Source organism: Spirosoma validum (assembly GCF_014699035.1).
Classification (GTDB): Bacteria; Bacteroidota; Bacteroidia; order Cytophagales; family Spirosomataceae; genus Spirosoma; species Spirosoma validum.
In genome coordinates this window covers 76,468-94,713 of record NZ_JACXAA010000003.1, presented here as the reverse complement: position 1 = coordinate 94,713, position 18,246 = coordinate 76,468, and the positions used below count along the sequence as shown (strand labels likewise).

11 protein-coding genes are annotated in these 18,246 nt (G+C 49.1%); 7 read left to right on the top strand and 4 right to left on the bottom strand.

Annotation, left to right across the window (positions count from 1 at the left end; genetic code table 11):
- Positions 1-15 precede the first annotated feature (15 nt).
- Genes IC230_RS09115 through IC230_RS09105 form a run of 3 tightly spaced genes read right to left on the bottom strand, consistent with a single transcriptional unit; the run spans position 16 to position 5,155 of the window.
- Positions 16-3,390 carry a SusC/RagA family TonB-linked outer membrane protein gene (locus tag IC230_RS09115; protein ID WP_191038690.1) on the bottom strand — a complete coding sequence of 1,125 codons (3,375 nt, stop codon included), beginning with the start codon at positions 3,388-3,390 and terminating at the stop codon, positions 16-18.
- Between the two features lie 24 nt (positions 3,391-3,414).
- A complete protein-coding gene (locus IC230_RS09110) occupies positions 3,415-4,422 on the bottom strand; it encodes a FecR family protein (RefSeq protein ID WP_191038689.1) in 1,008 nt (335 codons plus the stop codon).
- A gap of 19 nt (positions 4,423-4,441) precedes the next feature.
- Positions 4,442-5,155 carry an RNA polymerase sigma-70 factor gene (locus IC230_RS09105; protein WP_191038688.1) on the bottom strand — a complete coding sequence of 238 codons (714 nt, stop codon included), beginning with the start codon at positions 5,153-5,155 and terminating at the stop codon, positions 4,442-4,444.
- 125 nt (positions 5,156-5,280) lie between these two features.
- Between IC230_RS09105 and IC230_RS09100 the strand changes: the two genes are divergently transcribed.
- Together IC230_RS09100 and IC230_RS09095 are read left to right on the top strand one after the other, a co-directional pair.
- Complete coding sequence (locus IC230_RS09100) at positions 5,281-5,460, top strand: RagB/SusD family nutrient uptake outer membrane protein (protein WP_191039280.1); 180 nt, start codon at positions 5,281-5,283, stop codon at positions 5,458-5,460.
- Positions 5,461-5,697: 237 nt separating this feature from the next.
- On the top strand, positions 5,698-7,731 hold the full coding sequence (locus IC230_RS09095) for a M13 family metallopeptidase (protein ID WP_191038687.1): 2,034 nt from the start codon (positions 5,698-5,700) through the stop codon (positions 7,729-7,731).
- A 128-nt stretch (positions 7,732-7,859) separates the two neighbouring features.
- On the opposite strand, the gene IC230_RS09090 is transcribed toward IC230_RS09095, so the two are convergent.
- Entirely contained in the window at positions 7,860-10,391 is a 2,532-nt protein-coding gene (locus tag IC230_RS09090; RefSeq protein WP_191038686.1) for a carbohydrate-binding domain-containing protein, read from the bottom strand.
- Between the two features lie 198 nt (positions 10,392-10,589).
- Here IC230_RS09090 and IC230_RS09085 point away from each other — a divergent pair, with 198 nt between their 5' ends.
- The 5 genes from IC230_RS09085 (at position 10,590) to IC230_RS09065 (ending at position 18,198) form a co-directional block, all read left to right on the top strand.
- Entirely contained in the window at positions 10,590-10,817 is a 228-nt protein-coding gene (locus tag IC230_RS09085; RefSeq protein ID WP_191038685.1) for a hypothetical protein, read from the top strand.
- Positions 10,818-10,938: 121 nt separating this feature from the next.
- Entirely contained in the window at positions 10,939-11,535 is a 597-nt protein-coding gene (locus tag IC230_RS09080) for an RNA polymerase sigma factor (RefSeq protein ID WP_191038684.1), read from the top strand.
- 108 nt (positions 11,536-11,643) lie between these two features.
- Positions 11,644-12,762 carry a FecR family protein gene (locus IC230_RS09075; protein ID WP_191038683.1) on the top strand — a complete coding sequence of 373 codons (1,119 nt, stop codon included), beginning with the start codon at positions 11,644-11,646 and terminating at the stop codon, positions 12,760-12,762.
- 195 nt (positions 12,763-12,957) lie between these two features.
- Positions 12,958-16,425, top strand: coding sequence for a TonB-dependent receptor (locus IC230_RS09070; RefSeq protein ID WP_191038682.1), 3,468 nt, complete (start codon positions 12,958-12,960; stop codon positions 16,423-16,425).
- 42 nt (positions 16,426-16,467) lie between these two features.
- Complete coding sequence (locus IC230_RS09065; protein WP_191038681.1) at positions 16,468-18,198, top strand: RagB/SusD family nutrient uptake outer membrane protein; 1,731 nt, start codon at positions 16,468-16,470, stop codon at positions 18,196-18,198.
- Positions 18,199-18,246: the final 48 nt, after the last annotated feature.

Genomic DNA, 18,246 nt, shown 5'->3' with positions numbered 1-18,246 from the left:
GATATAGCCGTAGCATTAAAAGGTCAGCATGGCTCCGGCGGTGTAGCTGGTGGTGGCAGGATAGCGGTTTTTATCGTCTATGCCCGGTGCCAGCCCCTGCCCTGGTTCTGCACTGCCGATACTCACTTCAGGATCGATTCCTTTATAGCCAGTGATCGTATACAAATTAGCGGTTGACAGATAAACCCGACCCCGTTTTATGTACTTGTTTTTCAGGTTCAGATTGTAGCCGAGCGTTACGTTGTCAATTTTCCAGTAATTCCCATTTTCGAGGTAATAACTAACGTAATTCAGCGACTGATCATCGGCAAGTGGGCGTTTACCATAAATCGGATCGTATGCGTTGGTACGTAGGTTGCCACGCGTCAGCATCACGGGAGCGCTCCAGAACATTTCCGTCATGTTCAGAATCTGGAAGCCAAATGCACCCCGCATCGTTACGTTCAGGTCGAAGTTTTTATACGTAACGGTGTTGTTCCAGTTCAGATACCGCTTGGGCAAGCCATTACCGATAATCTTCTTATCGTCAGCCTGTTGCTGAGCAATGGGCTTGGGTTGACCATCTTTCCCTTCGATAATCCAGCGGCCTGCTTCGTCAATGTCGACGGTTTTAAATCCATAGAAATTTCCGATGGGCTGGCCTACCTGCACACGGTGCGTTGTCTGCTGAATCGGTTCGCCCGTATTGCCGGTATCGAAATACCCACTGGCCAGCGCGAATCGGTCATTCGATAAGGACAGGATTTTGTTGGCGTTGGTCGAGAAGTTGACCGATGTAGACCAACGGAACGACGTCGTCTGGACCGGCACTACGTTCAGTTGCACCTCCAGACCTTTGTTCTGCATCGAAGCTGCGTTCGCCGTAATGGTATTGTACAAATAGGGTGGGGTCGCTACCGGAAAATTCGCTATCAGATCGCGGGTGGTTCGCTGATACAAATCAATCGATCCCGAAACTCGGTCATTTAAAAAGCCATAGTCGACGCCCAGGTTAATTTCTTCTTTCCGTTCCCAGCGTAAATCCGGGTTTGCGTTGTTCGATGGATTGATGGCTTGTATCCACTGGCCATTAATGAGTGCATACGTATTAAAGTTGATACGGTTCAGCGACAGATAGGAACTGCCAGGCTCGGTTCCGGTCACGCCAAAACCTGCCCGTAATTTAAGCGTTGACAAAGCTCTGGCGTTTTGCAGAAACGACTCTTTCTGCAAATTCCATCCCACCGAAACAGCCGGGAAGTCACCCCATTTATGATTAGCCCCAAAACGGGAAGACCCTTCATGGCGGATACTGGCCATCAACAGGTATTTGTTCATGTAGCTGTAGTTCACCCGAAAAAAGTAACTGATCAGCTTATTTTCCGCTTGCGACGAACTTTCGGGAGCTTGTCCTCTCTTCAGCGCCAGTCCTGCCCCGATGTTGTTATACGAAAAGTTATCAGTCGGGAAATCCCAGTTCTGCATCCAGTATTCTTCGGTGTTGTAACGACGCCAGGTGTGCCCGCCCAATAGCACGAAGTTGTGGTCCTTAATGGTCTTGTTGTAATTGGCCGTCAATTCAAACAAATCATCCTGCGTCCGGGTCGTACCGCGCGAGGCAAATCCGTTTCGGCCACTTCGTGCCGTTGAGTAGTGCCGCTTTGTTTCGTAATAGCCACGTGTACTGTTATACATGTCCCGCGCGAACAATGCCTTGACTTCCAGCCCTTCGATGGGAGCCAGTGAAATGGTCCCGTACGTACGAAGGTTATTGTTGCGATTTTCGCCCCGCGCTTCTTCGATGAGTGCCAGCGGATTCATGTAGTCGGTTTTATCGGTGCGTTCCGTCCAGTTACCATTGGCATCCTGGATTGCCTCTGTCGGGTTAAACGTTAGTGCATTTCGGTAAACCAACCCCGAATACGTACCACCGTCAACGGAAAAATATTTTTGCTGATAGCCACTTAGGTTGGCATTGAGTTTCAGCAGCCCATTGAACATGGTATGGTTCACCTCAATGCGGGGATACAAAAAAGAGTTGTCCGATTTTTTCATCACGCCATTCAGGTTGCGGTATTCCAGACTCATGATGTAGTTGGTTGTCCGGGAGCCGCCCCGTAGGCTGACGTTGTGCACCTGCGACAGTGGCTTTTGCGTTACTTCGTTGAGCCAGTTGGTGTTGTTGCCGTAATCCGTAGCGCCCGGTTTTTGCTGACTTACCAGCTGACGATACTGATCGGCATTCATAAAACTGAGCTGACGGGTTATGCGCTGGGTCGTGACGTACGAATTTATCTCGATGGTCGGCGGGGTTTCGCCTTTTACTTTTCGGGTTGTAATCAGAATGACCCCATTGGTCCCGCGCGTTCCATAAATGGCCGCTGCCGAACCATCCTTCAGAACATCAATGGATTCGATGTCCTCCGGCGCTACGGTATTTAGCGCCCCCGGCACGCCATCGATCAGAATCAGGGGCGCAGAACTCGCGTTGATGGTCGCGTTTCCCCGTAGCGAAATCTGAGCGGTCGACGTTGGATTACCGTCGGGCGTAATAACGCTCAGGCCAGCTACCTTCCCACGAATTAGCTGAGCGGCATCCTGAACCGGACCTTTCACAAAATCCTCCGCTTTTACGCTGGCGATGGCACTGGTAATCTGTTCCCGTTTCTGCGTACCATACCCAACGACCACCACTTCGTTCAGCGTTTTCTGATCGGGAAGCAGCCGAACATCGACCGTGGTTCGATTGCCAATTTCTACTTCCTGATTCTGATAGCCTACGAACGAAAAAACCAACGTAGCGGTATTGTCCGGCACGTTGAGCCGGTATCGACCATCGGCATCAGTTGTGGTACCTCGCGTCGAACTTTTAACAACCACACTTACACCCGGCAGCACTTCCCCCGTTTCACTTGTAACGACACCATTGATTACCTTTTCAACAGCCTGGACCTGGTTGCTGGTCTGCACCGATAAGGGCTGGAGCAAATTCACCATCGGTTGTGGTGACATAAGTAATGTGGGTACGTCCTGGGTCTCCTGATAGCTTGTTTTCAATTCTGTGCGGGCCATCAGGATTACGTAGGTAACCTTGCTGACTTTTTTATACCGCAGCCCAACCGGCTGAAGCAGATTAGCCAGATTACGTTCGAGGGATTGGCTGGTTTGAATCTGACTGGGCGCTACTGAAATTCCTTCCAGTAATTTTTCTTCGAAAAGAATATCGATACTATACTGTTTTTTTACCTGCATCAGCGCTTCACGTAGTGTAAGGTTGCCTGACGACGAGGTATTGTGGCCAACATTTTTAACGCGATTTTGGGCCAGCAACTGAGCTTGCAGGGGCGGAATATCCAATAGATATCCCGTTATTCCCGCCACTAAAACGAGAATTCGTAAGGATCGGGTCATGTAAGGAAAGGGTTAAGGAATCAGCTAATGAATTGGGGTTAGTACAAACGTTTCTACAGATTGATCAGGTTGACTTGTCCGGGTAATCTGGGCATTCAGTATATCCGCTATTACGTGTAATACATCGCTGGCGGTTTTAGCCTGAAACGTTCCGCCCAGCGTTCGTCGGCCCAGGGCAGAATCAGAAACGACAACGTTGACGCCGAACTGTTCGCTTATCTGGTAGGCGATTTCCGATACGGGTGTGTTTTCAAACATAAACCGATGATGCTTCCAGGCCTGATGGGTTGATAAAGGTTGTTGGTGACGTAGTGTGAGCTGCCCTTTCATGGACAACGTAGCGACATCGCCGGGTACCATAACAACGGGCTGGGCCGTCAGGTCGGTCAGCGAACGTAGCTGAACCTTACCCTGACTCAACACCACCTTGGAACCGCGCTCACGGCTGTATACAATGAATTCGGTACCCAATACCTGCACTTCGAGCTGATCCGGTGTGCGAACAATGAATCGTTGATTGCCCGGTAAATGCTGGATGGCAAACTCCGCTTCACCCGATAACTGAACCTCACGGCTACCACTGCCAAAGCCAAACCTCGGCACAGTCAGGCTTGAGTGTGCATTCAGGCTCACCCGGCTGTTATCGGGTAATCGAATGGTTCGAATTTCGCCATATCCGGTTTCGTAGCGTTTGTATAGCCACAGATCGCGTCCCAAATACATGCCAAGCGTCAATAGCAAACAGGCAGCAGCGGCCCATGGATAAAGCTGAATTCGGTTACCCAGGGAACGAACAGGCGTTTCGGGGGCCGTATCGACGGCGCTACCCGCTAGCTGAAGCGAGCGCATGTAGGCCTGATCAACATTTGGTGTAAACTGAGGATTCTCTCGTTCCCAGTCTTCCAGCCACTGAAAATACAGTTCCAGATTGGCTGACTCCAGCAACCACTCCTGAATAAGCGTATTTTGCAAGGGCGTAGTTTTTCCTTCGAAGAAGTTCCAGATCGTTTGTTTCGATAGAAGCGGTTTCATACGTGGAGCGGGCTGTTACCTATACGAGTGAAAAAAGTCTGTTTACCCCTTGCTCGAGTACCCAGAAACCGAAACCAATCAGCCAGGTTATCAATCCGTATTCCCGCAGTGCCTGCCGCAGAATCGACAATACCTTGGTGATATGGCCTTCCACCGTTTTCACGGAAATTTGCAGTTCCTCCGCAATCGTTACGTTCTTTTTCCCCTCGAACCGGCTCATAAGAAACACTTTCTGACTCTGGGGCGGCAGCAACCGAATGACCTGCTCTATTTTAAGATACAACTCATTGAATTGTAATTCCTGTTGGGGAGTGCTTGGGACCGTATCTGAAACCAGTTCGGAGAAATCTTCGGTTGGAATTTCCCGACCGAATTCTTTTCGCAAATGCGCAAAGGCAGCATGCCGTACCATGGTAAATAGATACGCTCGATAAGACGTAGTGACTGCGTGCTGTAGCTGTTTTTGCCAGAACTGACTGAATACCTCGATGACCAGATCTTCGGCAACCTCTTTGGCATACACAAAGCGAACAGCATGATTGCAAAGAGGCTGGTAATACCGCTTAAATAGTAACTCATATCCCTTTCGGCAATCGGTTTCAAACGTTTGTCGGATAAATATCTCCGAATCGACGAAGGTAGGCTGGGATGTATTCGCATTAGGATCACCAGGCCGCAACCATTGGCGTCGACCAGCGTCGGATTCATTCTCAAAAGGAGCCGAATGGTTCATGCAACAAGCAGAGAGCGGGTTTACCTATAAGAGTATTTTTCCCGAACATACCCTTGCTCTTATTGCCACTTTTTTTAAATAATTTCTGTGAATTATGATAGATGTAAATTCGGCAGTACGTTTGAATAGACAGGAAGAGCAATAATAGGCCGGATTATCGCTATGCCGACGCGTTCCTGATTGCGGCCGAAGCTGAAGCCCGATTGAACGGTAACACAGCGGTCGCTCACGACTTCATCAATATCATCCGTCGACGGGCTGTATTCCGGTGTCATGCTCAATTTGGTCAGCACGGCCAGCCATGACCAACCCGATGGAAAACGAAATGACCAATAAACGCTGATCCTACCCTTGAAACCGTCCTTTAAACAGCAATCGTGCGCGCTTATTGACTAGCTTTGGTCGTGCCTTCGAAGCAGGAACCATTCGTGACCGTTCTAAACCTGTTTATTGCCGCTCTACCTTTTCAGATTAATTTAGATTGATTCATTTTTGATATGAATTGTTGGTGAACATTGACTAATCTCTATTCATTACAAACTATGCAACGATTAATGTATTTCTCGCTGATGCTGTTGTTGGCAGGAGCCTGTCATCGAGTTTCTATGCCAACCACAAAACGCGTAATCATAACGGGAATAGACGCATCTAAAAAACCCGGGGATGATTTTTTTACGTACGCTAACGGCATTTGGAATGATACCGCCCAGATCCCACCCAGTCAAACCGGCGTAGGTTCTTACTCGTTTTTGAATTATCCCCAACGTATACGGCTGCAAGCGATTCTGGACAGCGTTTCGACAAGTCGGAATTCAGCGGGGAGCATCGAGCAAAAGGTAGGCGATTTTTATGCATCAGGCATGGATACAGTCGCGATTAATAAACGCGGTTATGAACCCATCAAGCCCCTCCTCGCCCGCATCGATGCCGTGAAGGATGTCCCTTCGTTGTTGAACGTAGTGACTGAAGAACAAAAAGCAGGTGATCGGTCCATCATTGGTTTTTATGTTGGTCCTGATAATAAACAGAGCACGATCAATATTGCTCAATTTAGTCAAACCGGAATTGGCCTGCCGGAACGAGATTATTATGTCAAGACCGATTCGTCAACTCGATCAATTCAACAAGCTTACCGAAACTATCTCACCCGCCTGTTTGAGTTGATCGGGACGGAGCCCACGGCGGCTGAGAAAAACGCAACCGTTGTCTATGACCTGGAAAAACAATTGGCTCTTGCCCATCGAACCAATATTGAACGCAGGGATGTAAAGGCAAACTACAATAAACTGGCGGTCGCTGAGTTGTCAAAAAAACACCCTACTCTAAGCTGGACAACCTTGCTAAACGACTTAGGCTTACAAGTGGATTCGATCAACGTAGGGCAACCGGCTTATTATGACAAGCTGAATACGTTGTTAACATCGGTCTCCATCGATGATTGGAAAGTCTATTTAAAAGCTCATGCGCTGACCAACTATGCGAATTTCTTAAGCCAGCCGTTTGTGGATGCGTCTTTTGCCTATGCCAAAATCCTGACCGGACAAGCGGTCAAGAAAACAAGGGCTGAAGAAATGACGCAAGCGGTTGATGGCTCGCTTGGCGATGCACTGGCCCAGTTATATGTGAAGAAGTATTTTCCAGAAGCGGCCCGGAAACGGATAGCGGCCCTGGTAGACAACCTCAAAAAAGCATTTGAAGCACGTATTAACCGCCTGGATTGGATGAGTGATTCCACCAAGACAAAGGCGAAAGAAAAATTGTACGCTTTCAATCAGAAAATTGGTTATCCCGATAAATGGCGAGATTACTCGACAGTGGCCGTGAAACGAGATGCTTACTTTGAAAACCGGCTGGCGACAAATAAAAATGATTACCTCTACAGTCTGGCTAAAGTTGGCCAGCGGGTCGATAGAACGGAATGGCATACGACACCGCCTACGGTAACGGCTTACAACAATCCTCCGCTGAATGAAATTGTTTTCCCGGCTGGCATCCTGCAAGCTCCTTATTTCGATGTGAATGCCGATGATGCGCTGAACTACGGCGGCATCGGCATGGTGATTGGTCACGAAATCACGCACTCGTTTGACGATCAGGGCGCCCAATATGATAAAGTCGGCAACGTAACAAACTGGTGGACCAAAGCGGACTATGCCAAGTTCAAAGCGAGAACCCAGCAGGTGATTGACCAATACAGTTCGTTTACCGTGCTGGACTCAGTGCATGTAAAAGGGGCCTTAACCGTGGGAGAAAACACCGCCGACATTGCCGGGGTTGCCATTGCTTATGACGCCTTTAAATTGACCGAACAAGGCCGGGCCACGCTTGGCAAAGACACGACGAAACTGGATGGCTTTACCCCCGATCAACGGTTCTTCATCTCGATAGCCCGGATATGGCGGGTAAAAACCAGGGATGCGTATATGGGCATGTATGTAAACACCAATCCACACTCACCGGCCAAATGGCGTGTGAATGGCCCGCTGATGAACTTCACTCCTTTTTACAAGGCCTTTAATGTGCAACCAGGCGATAAAATGTACAAACCCGAAAAGGAAAGAATAACCGTTTGGTAAGGTTTTGTTTGGCTACAGAAAACCTTCCCCTGATTGGGTAGGAGCGTACCCATACAACACATCGTTCATCACTAAAAAACCGGCACAAATAAAACTTGTGCCGGTTTTTGCTTTTACACCAATCTGGTTCAGAGAGATAGTGTATTAACCGTACTTGTAGCCGATGTTGTCGGGCTCGCTTTTAAAGTTGCGCCTGAATTGGAATAGGTGCCACCCGTGTATAGCCCCCATCCTGACGAGCCGCCGACAAAACTTCCACCGGTATAACTTCCACCAAAATAGATTTTATACTGCGTGCCTTTGGCTAAATTTGGTGTAGAGAAATGGAAATAATAGACCGCATTCTTAGGTTTAAACGTTACCATTTCTGTTCCGGAAGCGTTTTCTATATGCAGGATTGAGGTTGTAGCCAGTTGGGTACTCGACTTCAGATACATCCCAACCTGGGTGGACGTGCTCGCCATGGCTTTGGTCATGTTCGCATTGGAGCCCGCAGAGATTAACGTTCCGCCGTTCACCAGGAACGTACCGTTATAGTCAATCCCTTCTTCCGGCTGGTTAGTTGGCCCACAGACAATGGTCGTTCCACCTTTTATGGTAATGTTTCCATTGCTGTCGATCGCATCGCTTCCCGTTACGATGACTATACCTCCATTGATGAACAGGTTGCTCCCGTCGTTTGATTCGGTGCCGCCAGAAACCGTTCCGTAAGAACAATTAATGCCATCATTGGTAGCGGTTATATTCGAAACACCACCGGCAATGGTAATCGTTGGCGCTTCCAGACCTTCATACGATTTTGTTACGTTAAGCGTTCCATTGCTTATCGTAATGGATTTTTCTGACTTTAGTCCATCATCGGTAGCAGCTATGTTCAGTTCGCCATTGGTCATCGTAAAATCACCATCACTTTTAAAGCCTTTCGCTTCACTGGTTAGCGCACTGCTGTAGGTGTATTTGGCACCGGTGGCCGAAATCGTGGTGTTACCTCCACTAATCGTAGCTGTGCCATCAACGGTGATGCCTTTCCCACCGGCTCCTGTACTCGTGATGGTTAACGTACCGCCTTTAATGGCTAAATTTTTATCACAATTGATACCCGCCGGAGCCGCAATATCCGCATCGGCAGTTACGTAATAGGCAGCCCCTGAAGTGGTGATCTTTATTGTGCCTGCATTGAGGGTAAAGTCGCCAGTTGTCTTGATGCCTTTAGCTCCTTTTCCACTAACAGCTAACGTAACAGGGTTATTGGTGGTGATTGTTGTGTAGCCTTCGCTCTTGATGGCATTTCCCTTATCGCCCGTAGTCGCTACGTTTATAGTTCCTCCTTTGATTAAAACATAAGGCGTAATGGTGGCGTCTGTGCCTTCATATGATGCCGTGATGCCATCATCGACACTATTGACCGTTAATGCCCCTCCATTTAGGGCTATGTACCCTTCTTCAGCCTCAATTCCATCGTCCGATGCCGTAACCGTAACCGTTCCGTTATCCATCGCAAAATAATCACTGGCGTGGATACCATCTTTTGCTGCCGATTTTACATTGATCGTTGCTTCACTCACATAGATGTAATCGTCGGATACGATGCCATGCTTATTATTTCCGGTTACGTTCAGCGTTCCGGCTCCCATAAAACTGAGTTGGCCTTCGCTAAAAAAAGTGCCCTTTTGATCCTCTGTGCTTGTGGTGTAGGTAACCCCATCGACTAATGTATTGGTTGTACCGTTCACCACATTAATGGTCCCTTTCTTACTTGACTGGCTATTGATGGCAGGCCCGGCGCTGTTGGTCAGGCTCAGCCCTTTCAGGGTGATATTGTACTTGTATTGACTATAAATCTTGAAACTACCTTTGGGGGATATCCCTGATAGGGCATAGACAATTTCTTTGGTCGTGTTTGTCGACGTTACCGTTACATCTGCGCCACTCACTGCCACACTTACGCCCGCGTCCTGAAACGCATTACTGACACTGGCCGTTGTACCTCCATACACAATCACAACGGTATCTTTGGCCGCCGTGGCCGTTCCTGAAGCAGCGATGGTTACCGTCACCGTGCAGCTTTGACCGCCCAGGCTTAGCGCAAAGGTAGCCGTGCCCGCTGAAGTGGGTGTGCCCGAAATCGTATAAACTAAGGTACCAGAACCATTGGCGAGTGTTCCTGCCGCTACGGTTGCCGTCAGCCCTTCAACACCCGTTGAGGTGGCCGTTGACAAATCATACGTTCCACCATTTCCACCCGTGTAGGCCATCGTGGCTGTCCCCGAATAAGTAACGCCGATTGTTCCATTTGCTGGAGCAGCCGTACAGACCAAGGTTGACATACTGGCTTTAGAAACAGCTACGGGCAACGCCAACGCACAGGCTTGCCCACCCAAACTTATTGAAAAACTGGCTGTTCCTGCCGATGCTGGCGTACCGGTAATGGCGAAACTGGCCGTACCGTTTCCATTGGACAGAGTTCCTGCCGATAAGGTTGCAGTTAAGCCCGTTACTCCTGATGGAGTAACCGCCGTTCCTTCGGCATATACCATGCCATTTCCGCCCGTATAAGGTACACTGGCTTTAGCGGTATACGAGGCTCCGCTGGTTGCCGTAGCCGAAAATGTGGCAGCCGAACAATTGAGCGCAATAATACTCGGCGTATTCGTTTCCACTTCGGTTGTCTTACACGACAGGGAAATCAAAATAAATGTTAGTAATATGCCTATTACAGAGAGGATTCTTCTATTCATTCTATTTGTCACTGGGGATTTTCACTTAGTAAGATATACGTATAGTCTGGAACGAATGTGGCACGAGCAGAAAAAAAATAGGCATACCAGACAACTCCATCCTGCTTTTCAATTAGTCTCTTGACCAGTGAAGAATCCCGAAATAATCAATTTGCCAAAAAGCCGCGCCTGTCAGACTTTAGCGTGGCTTTCTGGTACCTGAAAATGTGCTGGCAAAATCTACCTTTCTCGATTAGGAATGCCTGGGCAGTGACTACGCCTGCTGGCTGCGTTGTCATTAAGTTGGCTGATGTTCGTCACGTGATTCAACAACATCCTGACGGCAATACCATCGGACCCTTGTTGTGAAATAGCTTAGGGTAATATAGAGTAGCTACTCAATAAAACAAATCCGTTAGTAAATCAATATAATTGGATAGATAACGTCTTTAGGTAGCATAGAGTGTGATCTTTGTTCCTGCGAACGTTAATGTCAACTGATTACAGACAACTGGCTCATCAAGAGCTATGGCAGCGCTTCAAAACCGGGGATGAACGGGCTTTGGGAGAATTAGCTCGTGGACACTATCCTAGTCTATACAATTATGGCTTACAGATGACCTCAGACTCTGAATTGGTCTGGGACACCATTCAGGATATGTTTCTGGAGTTGTGGGACCGGCGGGACAAAATTGGCGATGCTGTTTTTGTAAGAGCTTATTTGCTTAAGGCCCTTCGGTATAAGTTATTAAAGGCCCAATCTCATCGCACAACGGTTACGATTGATGAATCCAAATCGATCAACGGGCTTTTTTCCGCTTCGGTTGAAGAAGAAATTATTGACAATGAGGTGCATGCCGAGCAAACGCGCTTGCTTCATCAATTAATGTCTACACTAACCAAACGTCAGCAGGAAGTGCTGTATCTGCGGTTTTACCAAAATTTAGAGAATTACGAGATTGCCCAGATTATGGGAATGGAACGGCAAAGTGTTGCCAATCTGCTTCATCGAACATTTAAAGAACTCCGTAGCCACTGGTCGCCCGATCTGCTCATGTCGCTGCTGCTGCTACTCTGGTCGAAGTAGCCCGCGGGCCGTAATTGTACTCTAGGCGAAAATATTTTTCATATTTTTTGAGTATTGTCCCTGGAAAAACAGCACTATAGAAGAAAACAACATGCTGCTGGCTCCGACATGGACTATAGAACCTACACAGCTGACGATTTTCTGCTCGACGAGTCCTTTCGCCAATGGACAACTGGTACGTCTCCAACGGCAACGGAATTCTGGGAGCAGTGGTTGATTCAGAATTCGGATCGGGTCGATGTAGTCCGTCAGGCCCAGGAGCTCGTTCGCGCCCTGGACGAATATTACCGCGATAAGGCTACCGACGACCGAATTGCCAGCGAATTACAACAGTTGATGGAACGGGCTGTCGAACGACGGGATGCAGAACCCAGTACACCAGTCGTTTCCCTCTTTCAGCGATTGTCCTGGGGGCGTTGGGCTGCGGCCGCTGTCCTTGTCATTACGGTTGGTGTGGGTGTTTGGCAATACGTCAACGTCGGTCACAAAGCGCAGTCGCCTTCCTACGCTCAGTTAACCAAATCAGCCCCAATCCCGCTTCAGGAAAAAATCAATACCAGTCATGAAGATGCTACGATCTTACTGGGTGATGGCAGTCTCGTAACCTTACGACCCAAAAGCCGACTGAGTTACCCCAGAAAATTTACGGGTGCAACCAGAACGGTTTATCTGAATGGAGAAGCCTTCTTCGACGTAGTGAAAAATCCGGCCCAGCCTTTTTTGATTTATGCCAGCCAGATGGTTACCAAAGTACTGGGTACCAGCTTCTTGGTACGGGCCTTTGAAAGCGAAAAATCGATCACTGTAACCGTAAGAACCGGGCGTGTTTCAGTGTATAAACAGCAGGATTTCGAAACAGCACAGCGCTCGGGTAGCCGCCGGATTCAGGGCGTTATTCTAACACCCAATCAGCAGATCACCTTGAATCTGGAAGACAATCGGCTGATGAAGGCGCTGGTTGAAAAACCGGTGGCGCTGACGCCTTCCAGTGCGATTCAGGAACAGAATTTTGACGATGCCCCGGTTGCCAGAGTCTTCTCCGCTATTGAACATACCTACGGCGTAAAAATACATTATAACGAAAAAGACCTATCAGCTTGCCTGGTGAATCTTACGTTTAGAAACGAAAGCATGCTGGAGCAACTCGACGTAGTATGCCAGACCATTGGTGCAACCTATGAGGTACTCGATGGGCAAGTAGTCATTACCAGTAAAGGCTGTCAATAAGCAATGTGTATACTTCTAAACCCATAAACTACACGCCCCGCCTATGGAAAAATAAGTGTCTATAAATAAAAAAAGCCAGTGATGATTCCGGCATCACTGACTTGAAAAGCACCCATATCGAAACCCTCATCCAAGATGAGGCAGGGGGTTGCTTGCCCATTCTTAAATTCAAACAGACAAAAAACAAGCAAAAGTATGAAAGAACTTCGACAACCGCTTAGCCTGTTGCGTAGCCTTATGAAATTTACTGTCTATCAGTTACTCCTGGCAGCTTTGATCGCCGGTCTGGCAACGGCCCGACCAGTTGAAGCGCAGCAAGTTATGGACCAGCGCGTTACGCTACGCGCGGAGAATATGACCATGAAAGCCGTTTTGCACCAGTTGGGGCGCCAGGCCGACGTACGGTTTGCCTATCGGTCTGCCCTTGTGCAATTGAATAATCGCATTTCGCTGAATGCCACAGATCTGCGTTTGGGCGAAGTGCTGGATAAGCTCCTGGAGCCGCTTGCCGTTACCTATTACGTAAAAGGCCGACAGATTATTCTGAACCAGGAGCCAACAGCCTTCAAATCACTCAGTGAGACGGAGCTGGCCAATGAGGCTGCGGTAACTGATCGCTCCCTATCCGGTACGGTCGCCGATGAAGCCGGAAACGGTTTGCCGGGCGTTAGTGTCCTGGTGAAAGGAACTCAGCGCGGAACCACGACGGATGCAACCGGACAGTTTCGACTGACCTTGCTCACTGGTGATGACGTATTGGTCTTCAGCTTCGTTGGCTACTTATCACAGGAAGTTACTGTAGGGAATCAATCGACCGTGAATGTCCGGCTTGCCACCGATACAAAAAACTTAAGTGAGATCGTCGTTGTCGGCTATGGTACGCAGAAACGGTCGGATCTGACCGGATCGATCTCTTCGGTGAAAGCCGAAGACGTAAAAAGCCTGCCCGTTCGAAGCATTAACGAAGCCTTGCAGGGACGTGCCGCCGGGGTCCAGGTGACCCGTAACGATGGATCGCCGGGCGCCAGTTCGGATATTGTTATTCGTGGAGTGGGTTCGATTGGAGGCATGTCTCCGCTGTATATTGTGGATGGGATTCGGATGTCGGCGGGCAACAACTTCAACTTACAGGATGTCGAATCCATTGAGATTCTGAAAGATGCCAGTGCGGCTTCCATTTACGGCGCACAGGCGGCCGGTGGGGTTGTTTTGGTTACGACCAAGCGTGGTTCCGGTACGGATCGCATGAAAATCAATTTTAATGCGTATTACGGCGTGCGCCAACCCCGGAATCTGTTTAAGCTGCTGAACACCCCCGACTACATTACCGCCAAGAAAGCGTTCGGTGTCAGTACGAGCGGATGGGGCGACCCCAATACGTTACCCGATAACGACTGGGTAAAAGATCTGTATATGAACGGCTCCGACCAGAGTTATTCTCTATCCTTATCGGGAGCCACAACCAAAACCAATTACTACTTATCGGCCAATTATCAGCGCGAAGGCGGTACGTTGATCGACAACTGGTTTGACCGCTATGGGATTCGCTCGAATGCTGATTTTAAAATCAACAATAAACTGAAAGTAGGCGAAACGCTGTATGCCTGGAAAACGGGAAACAATCCGGTCGTGACGAGTACGTTCCCGTTCCGGTCGGCACCGGTTGTCCCCATCTATGACGCAACAAATCCGCTCGGTGGGTGGGCCAAGACGGGTACTTTCTTTACCGGGCCAAATCTTGTCGGTCAGGAATACCAGAACCATACGCTGAATGAACAATATGCGCTGGAGGGTAATCTGTATGCCGATTGGGAAATTGTAAAAGGTCTCAATCTCCGTTCTACGTTTGGGGCATCGATCTATAACGTAAAGAATTACAGATTCACGGAAGCGTATGACTACGGCACGGTCGCCAACAAGAATGCCTTTCTGAGCCGCGATATCAATAACCAGCGGAACTTCACCGCCAACTTTGTTCTGACGTATGGGCGCACCATTGGCCTGAATGAATTCAAAGTGCTGGCCGGTTACGAAGCGTATAAATCCGACCTGAGTTCCTTACACGGTGAGGCCCAAAGCTTTCCCTATGTAACGTACAACCTGGGTTTGACAGCTAACCCCAGTAGTTACGTAACCAGTGGTGGCGAATTTCCGCAGGTCCGGTTGCTTTCTCAATTCGGACGGGTCAATTATACCTATGCCAATAAGTATCTGATAACGGCAACGGTTCGTCGGGACGGCTCCGACCGCTTCGGCCCAGCTAATAAATTCGGCGTTTTCCCGTCGGCTTCCATTGGTTGGAAACTGAATGAAGAAGCCTTTATCCAGGATAACCTGAGCTACGTATCTAACCTCAAACTTCGGGCTAGCTACGGAAAACTGGGAAGCACCAGCAGCATTCCTCAATATACGTATCAAAATTCATACGGCGGAACGAATGCGATTACCAGCATGGGGCTTCCCGACGGGTCGCGTCAGAAAGGGTATTCGTTGACCGCTCAATTAGCCAACCAGGACATCAAGTGGGAGTCGGTACTTCAAACGGATATCGGTCTGGATGTTGGTTTGTTGAGAAACGCGCTGAACATCACCGTCGATTGGTATAGTCGTCAGACCAATGATATGATTTACCAGGTTCCCGTTCCCATGTCCGGCGGTTTTGGTAGCTCCAACGTATACACGAACATTGGACAGATGAGCAATAAAGGCCTGGAGATCGCCGTGGATTATCGGGGCAAAGCCGGGGAGTTCACCTATGGAATCTCGGGCAATGCCGCCTTTAACGCCAACCTGGTGAAGAAATTAGATGGTACGAACAACAATCCGATCAACGACGGCCCGGCTGGCGATTACCTGGAGAGTGTCGTGTCGCGCACGCAGGCTGGTCAGCCGCTCGGGCAGTTTTATGGCTACAAAACAGATGGCATTTTCCAAAGTGATGCCGACGTAGCGACCTTAAACAAACGGGCGCAGGAAGCAGCCGCTGCAGCGGGCGGCACCACCACCGGCGTGTATTACCAGGCGGCTGCAACGGGAGCGGGCGATCTTAGGTTTCAGGACATAAATGGAGATGGTCGGATTACTTCAGCCGATAAAACCTTTATTGGCAACCCCTGGCCGAAAATGACGTACGGCATTACGTTGAACCTGGCCTGGAAGGGGCTGGATTTTTCGGCCTTATTTCAGGGAATCGCCGGGGTAGATGTGTTCAACGCAAACCGTTACTATACGTCGATTTTCGTTGGCGACTATAACACAACCCGGGACATTTTCAATACGTCGTTCTTCAATGGCAATGGTCTCACCAACCTGCCCCGGATAGGTTATACGGACGCGTCTGGCAACTACGTCCGCGACCCAAATGCCAACTATACCCGAATCTCGGATTACGCGGTTGAAAGTGGCTCGTTTCTTAAATTACGTAACGTTCAGATCGGCTACACGCTTCCGGCTTCGTTGCTGAAACAATGGAAGATGTCAGGGATTCGGGTGTACGTGCAGGGGCAAAATTTACTAACGTTCACGAAGTATTCGGGGCTTGACCCGGAAGTACTGGGACGTAGCAGCGGTTCGAACGCGGCTACCACCGGGCGCGGCATCGACACGATTTATTCTTATCCGCGCACCTCGCTTGTTTCCGCGGGTATCGACGTAAATTTTTAATAATCCTTCACTTACTACGTGAACTAAAGACGCTAATTGATCATGAAAATACTATTTCAACTCGCTCTCTTTGCCGCACTACTGAGTCTGGCATCGTGTAAGGAGGATTTCGTTAATGTAGACAATCCGGGTGCAATTTCGACAAGCAGTTACCCGAGTTCGGTGTCTGATCTGGAACAGCTCCTGGCAGGTGTTTACGCAACCCAGCATGCACCCAGCATCTTCGGGCATAACATGCTCGCCAAAAATACGTATCTGTGGGACCATACAACGGATTTAAGCTGGCAGGGAACCACAACCTGGATTCAACTGGCGCAGAACAATTCGCAGGTAAACGACGATTTCTTACGGGGAACCTGGCAGGATTTGTGGCGGGGCGTACAGCGGGCGAATACACTGCTGGCAACGATTGATACGTATGGCCCTAATGCTGCGGCTTCCGATGCGGCTGCTATTAGTCTGATTAAAGGCCAGGCGCTGTATCTGCGGGCCTGGTATTATTTCTACCTCACTACGTTGTGGGGCGAAAGCTTTCTGATCGATGGGCAGGGTGGCGATAAAATGGGCGTGCCACTGATCACAAAAACGTCGACCAGTCTACCCGAAACGCAGGTGTCACGTAGTACGGTCAAGCAAAGCTGGGATTTTATCATTAGTGATCTGAAAGCCGCTGAAACCTTGCTGAAAGGAAAAAGCTGGACCGGCGCAACCGACAAGTATAAAATGGGCGAGTGGGGCGTTAAGGCATTCTTAGGGAAGGTGTACGTGTATACGCAGGACTGGACGAACGCAAAAACGTACCTGGGCGATGTTGTAACGAATAGTGGCAAGTCGCTGGTTCCGTTTAATACGTATAAAGACATGTTCAACGGGCAGAATGAGTTTAACTCCGAATCCTTAGTCGAACTCAACCTGAATGTTGACATGACCTATCGTGGTACGTCCGATCTATCGATGGGGTCCAGCATCGGTATGGTAATTGCGCCAACGTATGTCGGTACCAACGGCGCACAGGCTGCTTCGGCCTGGTCGAATGTCTTTCCGCACGCCAAAAATATAGCCCGTTTTGGTTTTAATCTGGGGCACTATTTCCCAGCAGGAACCGCTACGGCCAACGTAGCAAATGTCGATAAGTCGTACATTACGCGTTCGGTGACCGCCCGGACTAACAAAACGGTTGATCCGCGTTTGTGGGTGGCCTGCCTGCAACCTTACGTTGATTCGATGATTGTCAGCGGGGTTAAAAAGCCGATTTCGCACTACCTCGACATTTCGGAGATTGATATGGAAGCCTGGAGTTTCCGGAAATATCTCTATCTGGGCGGTGCAGAAGGCGAGGTAAATATGGCGAATGGCAGCAATATCCTTTGGCTACGACTGGCCGACGTTTACCTGCTCTACGCCGAAACCCTGACGAAAACGGGCGATAATGCAACTGCACTGGAGTACGTCAATAAAGTCCGACGGCGAGCGTATGGTTATGCTGTCAATACGCCCTCGGCAGTAGATTACAAAACCCTGAATGATCAGACCAGTGCCCCTGACAATATTCTGAAAAATGACCCGCTTAAATACGAGCGATGGGCGGAATTGTTTGGGGAAGGTCACTGGTGGTTCGACGTCTGTCGATGGAAAATTGGCGATAAGGAAGCCGCTTACTACCAGCGAGTTCGGGGGGGCGCGATTCAATGGGAACCTACCGACTATGCACAGCCAATTCCAATCAATGAGATTACTTCGAACGTGAATATCAAGCAAAATCCGGGGTATTAATAACCTGTAGTGTTGTGGTGTCGGGTTTGAGAACCCGACACCACAACA

Excerpts from the sequence above, each read along its gene's own strand:
- IC230_RS09115 (WP_191038690.1), bottom strand. The coding sequence starts at position 3,390 with ATGACCCGATCCTTACGAATTCTCGTTTTAGTGGCGGGAATAACGGGA.
- IC230_RS09065 (WP_191038681.1), top strand. The coding sequence starts at position 16,468 with ATGAAAATACTATTTCAACTCGCTCTCTTTGCCGCACTACTGAGTCTG.
- IC230_RS09110 (WP_191038689.1), bottom strand. The coding sequence starts at position 4,422 with ATGAAACCGCTTCTATCGAAACAAACGATCTGGAACTTCTTCGAAGGA.
- IC230_RS09105 (WP_191038688.1), bottom strand. The coding sequence starts at position 5,155 with ATGAACCATTCGGCTCCTTTTGAGAATGAATCCGACGCTGGTCGACGC.
- IC230_RS09095 (WP_191038687.1), top strand. The coding sequence starts at position 5,698 with ATGCAACGATTAATGTATTTCTCGCTGATGCTGTTGTTGGCAGGAGCC.
- IC230_RS09075 (WP_191038683.1), top strand. The coding sequence starts at position 11,644 with ATGGACTATAGAACCTACACAGCTGACGATTTTCTGCTCGACGAGTCC.
- IC230_RS09080 (WP_191038684.1), top strand. The coding sequence starts at position 10,939 with ATGTCAACTGATTACAGACAACTGGCTCATCAAGAGCTATGGCAGCGC.
- IC230_RS09070 (WP_191038682.1), top strand. The coding sequence starts at position 12,958 with ATGAAAGAACTTCGACAACCGCTTAGCCTGTTGCGTAGCCTTATGAAA.